Origin of the sequence: Achromobacter animicus (assembly GCF_902859585.1) — a bacterium.
Lineage (GTDB): Bacteria > Pseudomonadota > Gammaproteobacteria > Burkholderiales > Burkholderiaceae_B > Achromobacter > Achromobacter animicus.
Window position 1 is genome coordinate 260,459 of the sequence record NZ_CADIJM010000003.1, and the last position, 15,214, is coordinate 275,672.

Sequence of the window (15,214 nt, forward strand, 5' to 3'; positions counted from 1 at the left end):
TCCGCTTATTCATTTGTTAAAGATGTATGCCAACGTAAAAGCCGCCCGGCCTGGCGGCTCGGGCGGCTTCGGAATACCGGATAAGCGTGGCGCGAACGCCACGCAGCGCGGCCCGTGCGTCAGTGGTCCGCGCGCGCCAGTAAGGCGACTACGGTGGCCGCGATGCCTTCCTTGCGGCCCAGATAACCCAGGCCCTCGTTGGTCTTGGCCTTGATGTTGACCTCGGATTCGGCCAGGCCGGTGTCGGCGGCGATGTTCTTCACCATGGCAGGGGCGTGCGGGCCAATCTTGGGCGCTTGCGCGTGCAGCGTGGCGTCGATATTGACCGGTGTCCACCCCGCTTTGCGCACGCGCGCCATGGCCTCGCGCAGCAGCACACGGCTGTCGGCGCCCTTGAACGCCGGATCGGTATCCGGAAAGTGCCGGCCGATGTCGCCCAGGCCCGCCGCGCCCAGCAGCGCGTCGGTGATCGCGTGCAGCAGCACGTCCGCATCGGAATGGCCCAAGAGGCCATGGGTATGGGGAATCGTGACCCCGCCGATGATCAGCGGCCGGCCTTCGACCAGCGCGTGCACGTCAAAGCCCTGCCCGACGCGAAAAGGAATGCTCATAGCCATTTTTCCATCAGTTCAAAATCGTCCGGCCACGTCACCTTGAAGTTGCGCATTGAACCGGTGACCAGCAGCGGCGCATAGCCGGCGGCCTCGATGGCCGAGGCCTCGTCGGTGACGGTGATGCCGTTCACGGACGCGGCGGTCAGCGCATCGCGCAGCACGCCCGCGCGGAACATCTGCGGCGTCTGCGCCAGCCAAAGGCCATTGCGGTCCAGCGTGCGTTCCACGCGATCGTGGCCGCCCTTGACCGTGTCGGCCACCGGCAGGGCCAGCAGCCCGCCGACCGGGTCGGCCAGGCACGCGTCGATCAGCCGCCCCAGCGCCGCGGCGGGCAAGCCCGGGCGGGCCGCGTCATGCACCAGCACCCAGGCATCATCCGTGACCTCGCTGTCGGCCAGCGCGCCCGCGACCGTATCGGCGCGCGTGGCGCCGCCGCAGGCACGCCAGACGGTGCGCGGCAAGCCCGCCAGCGCGGCGTCAACCCAGCCGTCGCCCGGCGTGACCGCCACGCGCACCTGCGACACGCGTTCATCGGCCAGCAGCGCGCTTACCGCGTGGCGCAGCATGGGCTGTCCGGCCAATGGACGGTATTGCTTCGGAACGGCCTCGTGCCCGGGCCGGCTGGCGCGGGCGCCGACGCCGGCGGCGGGCACGATTGCGATGATTGAGTCAGACATGGTGCGGAGATTTTATAATCGTTCGCTTGATGTCCGCTTCCAGCCTGATGCCCGCCCCTTCCTCCTCCGCCACGGCCGCACCGCCCGTCCCCGCCACGGTCCCCACCCTGTCCGCGCTGAAGCCCGGCACGCGCTATGCGCAGCCCCGGCCGCCGGGCTCCGGCGACGCCTGGCTGCTGGCCGATCTGGCGCGCCAGGCCAGCGCGCCGCTGGTCATCCTGACCGCCGAGCCCCTTGAAGCGCAGCGGCTGGCCGAGGAAATCCAGCTGTTTGCGCCCAGCCTGCGCGTGCGCCAGTTGCCCGATTGGGAAACGCTGCCCTACGACGCATTCTCACCGCACCAGGACCTGATCTCCGAGCGCCTGAACACGCTGCACTCGCTGATGATGAAGACGGTGGACGTGCTGACGGTGCCCATCACCACGGCGCTGTACCGCGTCGCACCGCCCTCGTTCCTGGCCGCCTACACGTTCTCGTTCAAGCAGAAGGACAGGCTGAACGAAGCGGCGCTGCGCGCCCAACTGACGCTGGCCAATTACAACCACGTCACCCAGGTAACCTCGCCGGGCGAATTCTGCCTGCGGGGTGGCCTGATCGATCTGTTCCCGATGGGCTCGGTGGTGCCGTACCGGCTGGACCTGTTCGACGACGAGATCGAAACCATCCGCAGTTTCGACGTCGACACCCAGCGCAGCCTGTACCCCGTGCGCGAGGTGCAGCTTCTGCCGGGCCGCGAATTCCCGATGGACGAAGACTCGCGCAACCGCTTCCGGGCGCGCTTTCGCGAAGTCTTCGAAGGCGACCCTTCCCGGGCCCTGCCCTATAAAGACATCGGCAACGGCATCCCGTTTGCCGGCGTCGAGTACTACCTGCCGCTGTTCTTCGAAGAAACCGCTACGTTGTTCGACTACGTGGCCGACGGCACGGTCATGGTCACCGTCGGCGACATCGACGACGCGATCCAGCGCTTCAACCAGGACACGACCAGCCGCTACGGCTTCCTGAAAAGCGACCGCGAACGCCCCGTGCTGCCGCCGTCCGCCCTGTTCCTGGACAGCGAATCGCTCTATGGCCGCCTCAAGGCATTCCGCCGCCTGTCGCTGACTGCGGGCCAGCCGCATCCGGACTTCCGGGCCGCGCCCGACGTCAGCGTGGCGCGGCGCGCCGAAGATCCCATCGCCAAGCTGCGCACGCTGGTAGAAAAGCGGCACACCCGCGTGCTGCTGTGCGCCGATTCGGCCGGCCGGCGCGAGACCCTGGTGCAGATGCTGAACGAATTCGGCGTCACGCCGGATGCGCAGCCTGACACCATCGAGGGCTTCCTGGCGTCGGACGCGCATTTCGGCATCGTCGCTTCGCCGGTGGGCATCGGGTTCGAACTGCCCGACGCCAACCTTGCCTTCCTGACCGAAAACGATCTCTACCCCGGATTGGCGACCACCGGCCGCCGCGGCAAGCGCGACCAGGAACGCGCCAGCAACGTCGAAGCCATGGTGCGCGACCTGTCCGAGCTGCGCGAGGGCGACCCCGTCGTCCACGCCCAGCACGGCATCGGCCGCTATCACGGCCTGGTCAACATGGACATGGGCGAAGGCGAGATGGAGTTCCTCCATCTTGAATACGCCAACGGCAGCACGCTGTACGTGCCGGTGTCGCAACTGCACGTGATCGCGCGCTACAGCGGCGCCGACCCGGAAGCCGCACCGTTGCACCAGCTGGGTTCAGGCCAATGGGACAAGGCGCGCCGCAAGGCCGCCAAGCAGGTTCGCGACACCGCCGCCGAATTGCTGGCGCTGTATGCGCAGCGCGCCGCGCGCGAAGGCTTTGCGTTCAACCTGCCGCTGAACGATTACGAGGCGTTTGCCGAGGGCTTCGGTTTTGAAGAGACGGCCGACCAGGCCGCCGCCATCCAGGCCGTGATCAGCGACATGACCTCCGGCCGCCCCATGGACCGGCTGGTCTGCGGCGACGTCGGTTTCGGCAAGACCGAAGTCGCGCTGCGCGCCGCCTTCCTGGCCGTCGCCAACGGCAAACAGGTGGCGCTGCTATGCCCCACCACCCTGCTCGCCGAACAGCACGCGCAGACTTTTACCGACCGCTTTGCCGACTGGCCCGTGCGCGTCGTGGAACTGTCGCGCTTCCGCTCGGCCAAGGAAGTCTCCAGCGCCATCGAAGGCATCAACGACGGCCGGGTCGACATCGTCATCGGCACGCACAAGATCCTGTCTAAGGACGTGAAATTCAAGCGCCTGGGCCTGGTCATCATCGACGAGGAACACCGTTTCGGCGTGCGCCAGAAAGAAGCGCTCAAGTCGCTGCGCGCCGAAGTCGACGTGCTGACACTGACCGCGACGCCCATCCCGCGCACGCTCGGCATGTCGCTCGAAGGCATCCGCGACTTCTCCGTCATTGCCACAGCGCCGCAAAAGCGCCTGGCCATCAAGACCTTCGTGCGGCGCGAGGACGGCAGCACGTTGCGCGAAGCCCTGCTGCGCGAGCTCAAGCGCGGCGGCCAGTGCTACTTCCTGCACAACGAGGTAGAAACCATCCATAACCGCCGCGCGCGCCTGGAAGAGCTGGTGCCCGAGGCCCGGATCGCCGTCGCGCACGGCCAGATGCCCGAGCGCGAACTCGAACAGGTGATGAAGGGCTTCTACCAGCAGCGCTACAACGTCCTGCTGTGCACCACCATCATCGAAACCGGCATCGACGTGCCCAGCGCCAACACCATCGTGATCCACCGCGCTGACCGCTTCGGTCTGGCGCAGCTGCACCAGCTGCGCGGCCGCGTCGGGCGATCGCACCACCAGGCCTACGCCTACCTGCTGACCCCGGGCGAGGACGCGATCACCAGCAACGCCAAGAAGCGGCTGGAAGCCATCCAGGCCATGGAAGAGCTGGGCTCGGGCTTTTACCTGGCCATGCACGACCTCGAAATCCGCGGCACCGGCGAAGTCCTGGGCGACTCGCAGTCGGGCAACATCCAGGAAGTCGGCTTCTCGATGTACAACGAGATGCTCAACGAGGCCGTGCGCGCCCTGCGCGCGGGCGAAGAGCCCGACCTGGACGCGCCCTTCAACCTGGCGTGCGAAGTCAATCTGCACGCCCCGGCGCTGCTGCCGTCCGACTACTGCGCCGACGTGCACGCGCGCCTGGCCATCTACAAGCGATTGGCGCACGCGGCCGACGAAGACGACCTGATCCACATCCAGGAAGAATTGATCGACCGTTTCGGCAAACTGCCGGAGGCGGCGCAGACGCTGCTGGCCACGCACCGCCTGCGCCTCGCCGCCCAACCGCTGGGCATCGTCAAGATCGATGCCAGCGAAGCGCAGGCGCTGATCCAGTTCGGCCCCAAGACCTCGGTCGATCCGGCCCGCATCATCGAGCTTGTCCAGCGGCAGCGGCACATCAAGCTGGCCGGGCAGGACAAGTTGCGCGTCGAGATCAAGGCGCCTCAACTCCCGGCCCGTGCCGACGCCGTGCGCGCCGTTCTGCGCGCCCTGAAGTAATTCCCGACACCCTTACCCATCCGCCATGACTACCCACAATCTCGTCGTCCAATCCCCCGGCCTCGCCATCGAACATGCGGAGCAGCTTGCCGCGCTGGCCCAGGCCCAGGGCGTGGCGCGCATCAGCAACACCGCCGCCCGCCTGCTCGACGTGCAACACGACGACGAGACGCGCGCCGTGGTGGGCGCCTGGGCCGAAGCGCGCGGCGTCGACGCTGCCTTCGTGCCCTCCGGCCTGAAGCTGGCCCACTGCAAGATCCTGGCCATGGACATGGACTCGACCCTGATCAACATCGAGTGCATCGACGAGATCGCGGGCGTGGTGGGCGTGAAGGACAAGGTGTCGGAGATCACCGAAGCCGCCATGCGCGGCGAGATCAAGGATTTCGCGGAAAGCCTGCGCCGCCGGGTTGCGCTGCTCAAGGGCGCGCCCGCTGGCGCGCTGGACGAGGTCTACGAGGAAAAGCTGCGCCTGAATCCGGGCGCCGAGCGTCTGATCACCACGGCCCAGGCCGCCGGCATCAAGGTGCTGCTGGTGTCGGGCGGCTTCACCTTCTTCACCGAGCGCCTGCGCGCCCGGCTGAACCTGGACAGCGCTCATGCCAACACGCTCGAGATCGAAAATGGCGTGCTGACCGGCCGCGTGCTGGGCGACATCCTGGACGCCGACGCCAAGGCCACGCACCTGCGCGAGTTCGCGCGCACGCACGGCGCCTCGACGGACCAGATCATCGCCATGGGCGACGGCGCCAACGACCTGAAGATGCTGGCCAACGCCGGCTTCCCGGTGGCCTACCACGCCAAGCCGCTGGTGCGTCAGCAGACGCGCTATGCGCTCAATGTCTCGGGGCTGGACGGCGTGCTGAACTGGTTCGAAAGCTGATCCTGCGACAGGGTGTCTGACACCGGCCCCTTCCCCAAAGCAAAAGCCACCTCAATAAATGAGGTGGCTTTTTTCATGCAAGTCGGCGCCACGGACGCGGCGCCCTTTGATCAGTACCGCACGCGCAGCGACAGCAGCGCCGCCCGGCCCGTGCCCAGCGCCGCATAGTGCGCGGCATAGGCCTTCGTGTAGTACGTCTCATCGAAGATGTTCAGCACGTTCAACTGCGCCGAGAAGTGCTCGTTGAATTCGTAGCCGGCCATCGCGTCGAAGCGCCAGTACGAAGGCACCCAGCGCGCCTTGGGCGTACCGTCGGCGTTCTTCGTGGCGTCCGAGTTGCCGTACACCTTGTCGACGTAATACGCGCCGCCGCCCACCGTCAGCTTGGGCAGGACCTTGTAGGTCGTCCACAGGCTGAAGGCATTGCGCGGCGTGTTGGGCAGGTCCTGGCCGACGGCGCCGCTGTTGTACGCGCCCTTGGTCATTTCGCTGTCCATGAAGGTGTAGCCGCCGAACACATTCCACTTGGGCGTGATGGCGCCCGAGAATCCGAGTTCGATGCCGCGCACCTTGGCTTCGCCCACCTGCGCCACTTCGGTCGCGGACACGGCAACGCTGGTGTTCTTGCGGATGTCCTGGAACGCCGCGGCCGACAGCGTCAGTTTGTCGTCGAACACCTGCCACTTCGTGCCCAGCTCCACCGTGCGGCTCTTTTCCGGTTCCAGCGAAGACGTCGACAGTGACGTCGCATCGCTGATCGCGCCGCCGGCAATGGCGGACGGCGTGGACGAGGTGCCGTACGTGGCGTAAATGGTGCCGTTGGGCACCGGCTTGTACGCCAGGCCGACCTGGTAGTTGAAGAGGTTGTCCTCGCGGCTCGTGCTGTAGAACGCGGGCGTGCTGGCCGGATCGCTGCGGCCGCGCGCGATGTTGCTGCCGCTGGTGCGGTAGTTGTCCCAGCGCGCGCCCAGGCTCGCCTGCCATTGCTCGTTGAACTTGATGGTGTCAAAGCCGTAGAGCGCCAGCGTGTCCGTGTTGTAGACGGCGGGATTGTTGTTGCGCGTCAGCTTGCCGGTGTAGTCGTCGTGGGGATTCGGATCCCACAGCGACGTGCACAGCGCCGGGTTCGACAGGTCGGTTGCGCTGACCTTGCAGTCCATCGGGCCGCGGGCGATCGTCTGGGTGTAGCTGTCCTTGTCCTGCTTGATGTTGCTGTACTCAAATCCCAGGTCGAACGAGTGCTTCAGGCTGCCGGTCTCGAATTCACCCGTCAGGTCCGTCTGGTTGGCGAAGGTCTTGGTGACGTAGTAGCCGGACTTGAGCGCACGGTACACCAGGCCGTTCGGGATGTTGCCCTTGCTGTCGTCGGGATTGGTCGCTGCAAAGTCGGTCGTGCCGCGGCCATAGCGCGTCACGTTGCGCAGTTGCAGCTTGTCGGAAAAGTCGTGCTGGAAGTCCACCGTGGCGACGTCATCGCGCGTCTTCATGAAGTCGCGCCCGGTCAGGCCGTAGAACGACTTGCGGCTCACGCCCATCGTCTCCGTCACCGGCTGGCCCGACTTCGGGTCATACGGAATGGAGTAGTCGGGCATGCTGTCGTCTTGATAGTGGTAGTAGCTCAGCGTGATGCGGGTCGGCGTGCCCACGCCCAGCATCAGCGACGGCGCAACGCCCCAGCGCTCGAAGTCCACGGCATCATCGCGGCCCGGCGTGTCGCCCTTGTTGCCCATCACGTTCAGGCGGAACGCCGCCTTGTCGCCCAGGCGCCAGTTGCTGTCGATGGTGGCGCGGTAGTTGTTGTCCGTGCCGATCTGCGCCGTGGCTTCGGTGAAGTCCGTGGTCTTGGGCGCCTTGCTGACCATGTTGATGCTGCCGCCCGCGCCGCCCCGGCCCGAGTACACCGAGTCCGGCCCCTTGATGATTTCGACCTGCTCCAGATTGAACGTATCGCGCACCTGGGTGCTGCTGTCGCGGATGCCGTCCAGGAAAATGCTGCCGGCGGAGTTCTGGCCGCGGATGATCGGCAAGTCGCCGCCCGGACGGCCGCCTTCGCCGGCGCCGAACGTGATGCCCGGCGAGTTGCGCAGCACGTCCTGCAAGGTCGACGCGGCCTGATCCTGGATCACCTGCTGCGGCACAACCTGCACCGTCCGCGGCGTGTCCAGCAAAGGCGCGGTCATCTTCGGCGACTGCGCGGTCGAGGTCTGATAGGACGAGCTTTCGCCCTCGACGCGGACAGGCGACAACTGCGTCACGCCGGTGTCGGCGGACTGGGCTGCGGCATAGGGGCTGACGAACAACGCGGGCGCGGCAATGGCGGCGGCCAGCGAGGTGGCGAGCGTATTCAGCGAATACGAATCTTGGGGCTTCAAGCAGACTTCTCCAGAACGTAAATAACAACGATTCTTGTTTTTTTGTTGTTTGCGATTCTGAACGGAGGCGCTGAATGAAACCTGAATGAAAGCCCCTTCCAAATCAAAAGGATAAAAAAACAACAGCTTTGATCTTGCTCAAAATCCTGAACGGATCGGAGATCAAAAAAGGGGCGGATTGCGGCCGGATTTTGCGCGAGGCAAAGTCGACGCGGAGGTTGCTGCACACATAAAAAACGCCCCGATCGGGGCGTCTTGGTGCGTCCATATGCAGGCAGGCTGCTGCGTCGTCAGGTCCGCAGACGCGGATGCCGCTTGAAGAGATACCGGTACACAAACCCGGGATACGCCAGCACCAGAAACAGGCTGAGCGTGATCGCGTAGAACTCCCAGGTCTGGGCGAAGCGGTTGCCCAGCGTGGACTCGAACGCAAAGCCCAGCGCGCCGACGATGGCGTAGAACACCAGCACTTCGATCAGGCGCATCCAGAACGGCTTGACAGCCGCCGCCCCGCCCTGCTTCCAGGGCAGCACGGCAAAGACGCGCTCGGTCAGGAAGGGAAGATTCGCGCTGACAAGCGCCAGCGCGATCAACAGCCATACCGCCAGCGTCTGGTTCATGGCTGCACTCCGTCCGTTAGAGGGTCAGCGACGAGCGGATGGCTTGCACGCACAGCGCCATCAAGCCGCCGGGCAACAGGCCCAGCACCAGGATCAGGGCGCCGTTGATCGACAGCACGCCGCGTTGGCCGGCCGTGGCCACCATCGGGGCAGCGTCGGCCGCCGGCTCGTCAAAGTAGACGACCTTGACCACGCGAAGGTAGTAGAAAGCGCCGATCAGCGAGAACAGCACCGCCACCACCGCCAGCGTGACGTGGCCCGCGGCAACCAGCGACTGCAGCACGGCCAGCTTGGCATAGAAGCCCACCAGCGGCGGGATGCCGGCCAGCGAGAACATCAGCAGCAGCACGATGGCGGCATGCCACGGGCTGCGGCGGTTCAGGCCCTTCAGGTCGTCGATGTGCTCGCACTCGAAGCCCTGGCGCGACAGCAGCAGCACGATGCCGAAGCTGGCGAGCGTGGTCAGCACGTAGGTCAGCATGTAGAACAGCGAGGCGCCGTAGGCGGCCGACGACAGTTCCGGCTTGCCGGCCACCGAGCCCGACATCAGGCCCAGAAGCACGAAGCCCATGTGCGAGATGGTCGAGTAAGCCAGCATGCGCTTGAAGTTGGTCTGGGCAATGGCGGTCAGGTTGCCGATGGCCAGCGACAGCACCGCCAGGATCATCAACATCGGTTGCCAATCCGTGGCCAGGCCGTGCAGACCATCAACCAGCAGACGCAGCGTGATCGCAAAGGCGGCCAGCTTGGGCGCGCCGCCCAGGATCAGCGTGACGGCGGTCGGCGAGCCCTGGTAGACATCCGGCACCCACATGTGGAACGGCACGGCGCCCAGCTTGAACGCCAGACCCGACACGAGGAACACGATGCCGAACACCAGCGCCATCTTCTCGGCCTTGCCGGCGGCGATGACGTTGGACACTTCGGTCAGGTCGAGGTGACCCGTGGCGCCGTAGATCATGGACATGCCGTACAGCAGGAAACCCGAGGCCAGCGCGCCCAGCACGAAGTACTTCATGGCGGCTTCGGTGGCCACGACGTTGTCACGGCGCAGGGCGATAAGCGCGTACAGCGCCAGCGACATCAGTTCCAGGCCCAGGTAGATCGAGATCAGATTCCCGGAGGAAATCATGACCATCTGACCCAGCAGCGCGAACAGCGTCAGCACGTACAGTTCGCCGCCGCGCATCATGTCGCGGACCTGCGCATACACGCGGCCATAGATCAGCGTTACGCCGACGGCAAGATACGAGGCGATCTTGAGCAGGTGCGACAGCTCGTCCGTGACGTACAGGCCGTTGAACGTCGAGCCAGCCACGCCATTCTTCCACTGCACGGCCGACACGACGGTCAGCACGCCCAGGGCAAGCATGGTCAGCAGGAACGTCGGCTTGCGCTCGGGGTGATTGCTGACCGCGTCGATGAGCAAAATAGCCAGGCCGAAAATCAGCAGAAGGATTTCCGGTGTCGCCAGGGCGAAATCGATTTGGGATTGCATCATTGTCTTGTCTTACAGTTTCGAGACGGCAACGTGTTGCAGCAGGGCCTCGACCGACACGTGCATCACGTCGGTGAAGGGCTTGGGATAGATCCCCATGTACAACACGGCGATCGCCATCACGCCAAGAATCACGAATTCGCGGCGATTGATATCGGTCAGCTCGCGCACGTGGTCGTTGGCGACATCGCCCAGGACGACGCGCTTGACCATCCACAGCGAGTACGCCGCGCCCAGGATCAGGGCAGTGGCTGCAAGCAGGCCGATCCAGAAGTTGTGCTCGACCGCGCCCATGATCACCATGAATTCGCCGACGAAGCCGCTGGTGGCCGGCAGGCCGCTGTTGGCCATCGAGAACAGGATGAAGAACGTGGCAAAACGCGGCATCACGTTGACCACGCCGCCGTAGTCGGCGATGCGGCGCGAGTGCATGCGGTCATAGAGAACGCCAATACACATGAACATGGCGCCCGACACGAAGCCGTGCGAGATCATCTGCACGATGGCGCCTTCGACGCCGGCCGTGTTGAAGATGAAGAAGCCCAGCGTGACGAAGCCCATGTGGGCGACCGACGAATAGGCCACCAGCTTCTTCATGTCTTCCTGGACGATCGCGACCAGACCGATGTAGATCACGGCGATCAGCGACAGCGTGATCATCATGCCGGCCAGGCTGTGCGAGGCGTCAGGCGCGATGGGCAGCGAGAAACGCAGGAAACCGTAGGCGCCCAGCTTCAGCATGATCGCGGCCAGCACGATGGAGCCGCCCGTGGGCGCTTCCACGTGGGCGTCCGGCAACCACGTGTGGACCGGCCACATCGGCACCTTGACGGCAAACGCAGCCAGCAGCGCCACAAAGATCAGGATCTGCGGGGTGTAGCCCAGCTTGGTCTGCTGCCAAGTCAGGATGTCGAACGAACCGCCCGACACATTCCAGAGGTAGACGAACGCGATCAGCGTCAGCAGCGAACCCATCAGGGTGTACAGGAAGAACTTGAACGCCGCGTACACGCGGTTTCCGCCGCCCCAGACGCCGATGATGATGTACATCGGGATCAGCGTGGCTTCGAAGAACACGTAGAACAGCATGCCGTCCAGCGCGCAGAACACGCCAACCATAAGACCCGACAGGATCAGGAAGGCGGCCATGTATTGCGCGACGCGGCTCGTGATGACTTCCCAGCCGGCCAGCACCACGATGATGGTGATGAACGCGGTCAGGAGCACGAACCACATCGAGATGCCGTCGATGCCCAGGTGGTAATTGACGTTGAAGGCTTCGATCCAGGAGGCCTTCTCCACGAACTGCATGGCGGCCGTGGAGGAATCAAAACCGGTGTAGAGCGGAATCGTGACTAGGAAGCCGGCGATCGAGCCGACGAGCGACAGGCCGCGCGTCAGGCCGGGACGGTCGTCACGGCCCACCGCCAGCACCAGCAGGCCGAATACGATCGGGACAAAGATCGCAAGCGTAAGCCAGGGAAAAGTGTTGGATGCCATCTCGCTTGCCATCATTGGGGAATCAGCACAAAGAAAGTCACCAGCGCCATGACGCCGATGATCATTGCGAACGCGTAGTGATAGATGAAGCCGGACTGCAGGTGGCGGCTGATGGCTGCCACCCAGCCCACGACGCGGGCACTGCCGTTGATCAGGATGCCGTCGATGATGCCGCGGTCACCGGTCTGCCACAGGCCGCGGCCCAGGCAGCGCAGACCACGCGCAATGATCTGCTCGTTCACCCAATCCACGTAGTACTTGTTCTCGAGGATCTTGTTCACGCCCGACAGGTTGGCCTTGATGGCGGCCGGCACCTTCGGGTTGATCAGGTAGCAGTACCAGGAGATCACGAAACCAGCCACGACCAGCCAGAACGGCAGGGTCTGGAAGGCATGCAGGCCATAGGCGACCCAGCCGTGCCATTCCTCGCTCAGCACGTGCATCGCGGGATGCTGCTGCGGCAGGACCTTGATGACGCCGTCGAAGAACTTGCCGAACAGCATGGGATCGACCGCCCAGGCTCCGATGAACACCGACGGAATCGCCAGCAGGATCAGCGGCAGCGTGACCACCCAGGGCGACTCGTGCGGCTTGCCGCCGTGATGGCCGTGACCGTGGTCGTCGTGACCATGGTCGTCATGGCCATGCGCGTCGTGACCGTGGCCGTGGCCGTGATCGCTGGTGTCGAAGCGTTCCTTGCCGTGGAAGACCAGGAAGTACACGCGGAACGAATACAGCGAGGTGACGAACACGCCGATCAGGACGGCATAGTAGGCAAAGCTCGCGCCCCAGACGTTGGCCTGGCCGGCGGCTTCGATGATGTTTTCCTTCGAGTAGAAACCCGAGAAGAACGGCGTGCCGACGAGCGCCAGCGTACCCAGCAGGAAGGTGATCCAGGTGATGGGCATGTACTTGCGCAGGCCGCCCATGTTGCGGATGTCCTGGTCGTGGTGCATGCCAATGATGACCGAACCAGCGCCCAGGAACAGCAGCGCCTTGAAGAACGCGTGGGTCATCAGGTGGAAGATCGCGACCGAGTAGGCCGACGCACCCAGCGCCACGGTCATGTAACCCAGCTGCGACAGCGTGGAGTACGCGACGACGCGCTTGATGTCGTTCTGGATGATGCCCAGGATGCCCAGGAACAGCGCGCCGATGGCGCCGATCACGATGATGAACGACAGCGCGGTGTCCGACAGTTCGAACAGCGGCGAGAAACGCGCGACCATGAAGATGCCGGCCGTCACCATGGTGGCGGCGTGGATCAGCGCGGAGATCGGGGTCGGGCCTTCCATCGAGTCGGGCAGCCAGGCGTGCAGCGGAACCTGGGCCGATTTGCCCATGGCGCCGATGAACAGGCAGATACACGCGACGGTCAGCAGCATCCAGTCGGAACCGGGCAGCGTCATGGCGGCCAGCTTGTCGGCCTGCGCGAAGACTTCACCGTAGTGCATGGTGCCGGCGTAAGCGAACAGCAGGCCGATGCCGAGCACGAAGCCGAAGTCGCCGACGCGGTTGATCAGGAACGCCTTCATGTTGGCGAAGATCGCCGTCGGACGGGTGTACCAGAAACCGATCAGGAGGTAGGACACCAGACCCACCGCTTCCCAGCCGAAGAACAGCTGCACCATGTTGTTCGACATCACCAGCATCAGCATGGAGAACGTGAACAGCGAGATGTACGAGAAGAAGCGCTGGTAGCCGGGATCGTCAGCCATGTAGCCGATGGTGTAGATGTGCACCATCAGCGACACGGAAGTCACCACGACCATCATCATGGCCGACAGCGGATCGATCAGGAAGCCGATTTCCAGCTTGGTCTGGCCGATGAGGCTCCAGGTGTAGACGGCGCCGTCGAAACGCAGACCGTTCAGCACGTCGCCCAGCACCACCACCGAACCGATGGCGGAGATGAGCACGCCCAGGATGGTGATGACGTGCGAGGCGCGGCGGCCGATGGGCCGGCCGAGGAACCCGGTGCCGAAGAGGCCCGCGAGAATTGCTCCGGCCAGCGGCGCCAGCGCGATGAGCAGGTAGAGATTGGGTGAGCTAGACATTTTCTTCCAATACCCCGTCAGCCCTTCAGGCGATCGAGTTCGTCAACGTTGATCGTGTTCAGGTTGCGGAACAGCAGCACCAAAATGGCCAGGCCGATCGCCGCTTCAGCGGCGGCCACGGTCAGGATGAAGAACACGAACACCTGGCCGGCGGTGTCGCCGAACCAGCTGGAGAACGCCACGAAGTTCATGTTGACGGCCAGGAGCACCAGCTCGATGGACATCAGGAGAATGATCAGGTTGCGGCGGTTCAGGAAGATGCCGAAGATCCCGATCGCGAACAGGATCGCGCCAAGGATCAGATAGTGGGCCAGCGTCAGCGTCATTGTTTTTCTCCTTGGGGCGCGGCACCGTTCGAGGCGTCACGCTTGGCCTGGGCGCGCTCGCTCTGGGCGGGCATGCTCACCATGCGGAAGCGGTCCTTCGAACGCACGCGGACAGCGGCGACCGGGTCGTTGTACTTGACGTCGCGGCGGCGGCGCAGGGTCAGCGCAATCGCGGCAACCATGCCAACCAGCAGCAACGCAGCGCCGACTTCAATGGCGTAGATGTATTGCGTGTACATCGCTTCGCCGAGCGCGCGGGCGTTGTTGTAGTCGGCGGGCAGTTGCGCCTGGGGACCGGAACCGTACCAGATGGTGCCCAGCACGAAGGACACTTCCAGCACGAGCACGACGCCGATGACCAGGCCGAGCGGCAGGTAGGTCTTCATGCCCTGGCGCAGGGTGTCCATGCGGATGTCGAGCATCATCACGACAAAGAGGAAGAGCACCATCACGGCGCCCACGTACACCAGCACCAGCAGCAGCGCCAGGAACTCGGCGCCCAGCAGCATCCACAGCATGGCCGCGTTGGCGAACGCCAGGATCAGATGCAGAACGGCGGTGACCGCGCTGCGCGCGGTGATCACGCGGAACGCCGCGATCACCAGCACGGCGGCCAGTATGTAGAAAAGGACAGTGGTAAAAGTCATGGATCAGACCCTGGGCTTCAGCGGTAAGGCGCGTCTTCGGCCCGGCGGCGGGCGATGTCGGCTTCGTAGCGGTCGCCCACGGCGAGCAGCATGTCTTTGGTGAAATACAGGTCGCCGCGCTTTTCGCCGTGGTATTCGTGGATGTGCGTTTCCACGATGGAGTCCACGGGGCAGCTTTCCTCACAGAAGCCGCAGAAAATGCATTTGGTCAGATCGATGTCGTAGCGCGTCGTGCGGCGGGTGCCGTCGTCGCGCTGGTCGGACTCGATCGTGATCGCCAACGCCGGGCACACGGCTTCGCACAGCTTGCACGCGATGCAGCGCTCTTCCCCGTTGGGGTAGCGGCGCAGCGCGTGCAGGCCGCGGAAACGCGGCGACGCAGGGGTCTTTTCCTGGGGGTAGCGCAAGGTGACCTTGCGCTTGAAAAAATACTTGCCCGTGAGGCGCATGCCCTTGAGCAACTCGGTCAGCATCAGGCTGCCGAAGAAATCCTTGATCGCTTCCATAT

12 protein-coding genes are annotated in these 15,214 nt (G+C 64.5%); 2 read left to right on the plus strand and 10 right to left on the minus strand.

Features of this window, described 5'->3' with window-relative positions:
• Window positions 1-119: 119 nt before the first annotated feature.
• Both ispF and ispD read right to left on the minus strand, forming a co-directional pair.
• On the minus strand, window positions 120-611 hold the full coding sequence (ispF, locus tag HV681_RS10340) for a 2-C-methyl-D-erythritol 2,4-cyclodiphosphate synthase (protein ID WP_175123003.1): 492 nt from the start codon (window positions 609-611) through the stop codon (window positions 120-122).
• Window positions 608-1,291 (minus strand): 2-C-methyl-D-erythritol 4-phosphate cytidylyltransferase, encoded by a 684-nt coding sequence (gene ispD, locus HV681_RS10345; RefSeq protein WP_175123004.1) that lies wholly within the window; start codon window positions 1,289-1,291, stop codon window positions 608-610. The genes ispF and ispD overlap by 4 nt, the downstream gene beginning before the upstream one ends.
• A 29-nt stretch (window positions 1,292-1,320) precedes the next feature.
• Here ispD and mfd point away from each other — a divergent pair, with 29 nt between their 5' ends.
• Together mfd and serB are read left to right on the plus strand one after the other, a co-directional pair.
• The gene (gene mfd, locus HV681_RS10350) at window positions 1,321-4,803 is read left to right on the plus strand and encodes a transcription-repair coupling factor (protein ID WP_175123005.1); all 3,483 of its coding nucleotides are present in this window, start codon (window positions 1,321-1,323) and stop codon (window positions 4,801-4,803) included.
• Window positions 4,804-4,828: 25 nt separating this feature from the next.
• Complete coding sequence (serB, locus tag HV681_RS10355; RefSeq protein WP_175123006.1) at window positions 4,829-5,686, plus strand: phosphoserine phosphatase SerB; 858 nt, start codon at window positions 4,829-4,831, stop codon at window positions 5,684-5,686.
• A gap of 110 nt (window positions 5,687-5,796) precedes the next feature.
• Here the strand turns inward: serB and HV681_RS10360 are convergent, their stop codons facing one another.
• From HV681_RS10360 to nuoI, 8 genes are all read right to left on the minus strand, one after another.
• Complete coding sequence (locus HV681_RS10360) at window positions 5,797-8,058, minus strand: TonB-dependent receptor (RefSeq protein WP_175123007.1); 2,262 nt, start codon at window positions 8,056-8,058, stop codon at window positions 5,797-5,799.
• 290 nt (window positions 8,059-8,348) lie between these two features.
• Entirely contained in the window at window positions 8,349-8,678 is a 330-nt protein-coding gene (locus tag HV681_RS10365) for a DUF2818 family protein (protein ID WP_105237731.1), read from the minus strand.
• 16 nt (window positions 8,679-8,694) lie between these two features.
• Window positions 8,695-10,179, minus strand: a complete 1,485-nt coding sequence (gene nuoN, locus HV681_RS10370) for an NADH-quinone oxidoreductase subunit NuoN (RefSeq protein WP_175123008.1) — start codon at window positions 10,177-10,179, stop codon at window positions 8,695-8,697.
• 9 nt (window positions 10,180-10,188) lie between these two features.
• Window positions 10,189-11,691 (minus strand): NADH-quinone oxidoreductase subunit M, encoded by a 1,503-nt coding sequence (locus HV681_RS10375; RefSeq protein WP_175123009.1) that lies wholly within the window; start codon window positions 11,689-11,691, stop codon window positions 10,189-10,191.
• Window positions 11,688-13,733 (minus strand): NADH-quinone oxidoreductase subunit L, encoded by a 2,046-nt coding sequence (gene nuoL / locus HV681_RS10380; RefSeq protein WP_175123010.1) that lies wholly within the window; start codon window positions 13,731-13,733, stop codon window positions 11,688-11,690. Before nuoL ends, HV681_RS10375 begins: the two co-directional genes overlap by 4 nt.
• A gap of 17 nt (window positions 13,734-13,750) precedes the next feature.
• On the minus strand, window positions 13,751-14,059 hold the full coding sequence (gene nuoK, locus HV681_RS10385) for an NADH-quinone oxidoreductase subunit NuoK (protein ID WP_006217969.1): 309 nt from the start codon (window positions 14,057-14,059) through the stop codon (window positions 13,751-13,753).
• Complete coding sequence (locus HV681_RS10390) at window positions 14,056-14,706, minus strand: NADH-quinone oxidoreductase subunit J (RefSeq protein ID WP_175123011.1); 651 nt, start codon at window positions 14,704-14,706, stop codon at window positions 14,056-14,058. The genes nuoK and HV681_RS10390 overlap by 4 nt, the downstream gene beginning before the upstream one ends.
• Before the next feature lie 17 nt (window positions 14,707-14,723).
• Window positions 14,724-15,212, minus strand: a complete 489-nt coding sequence (nuoI, locus tag HV681_RS10395) for an NADH-quinone oxidoreductase subunit NuoI (RefSeq protein ID WP_008161196.1) — start codon at window positions 15,210-15,212, stop codon at window positions 14,724-14,726.
• Window positions 15,213-15,214: the final 2 nt, after the last annotated feature.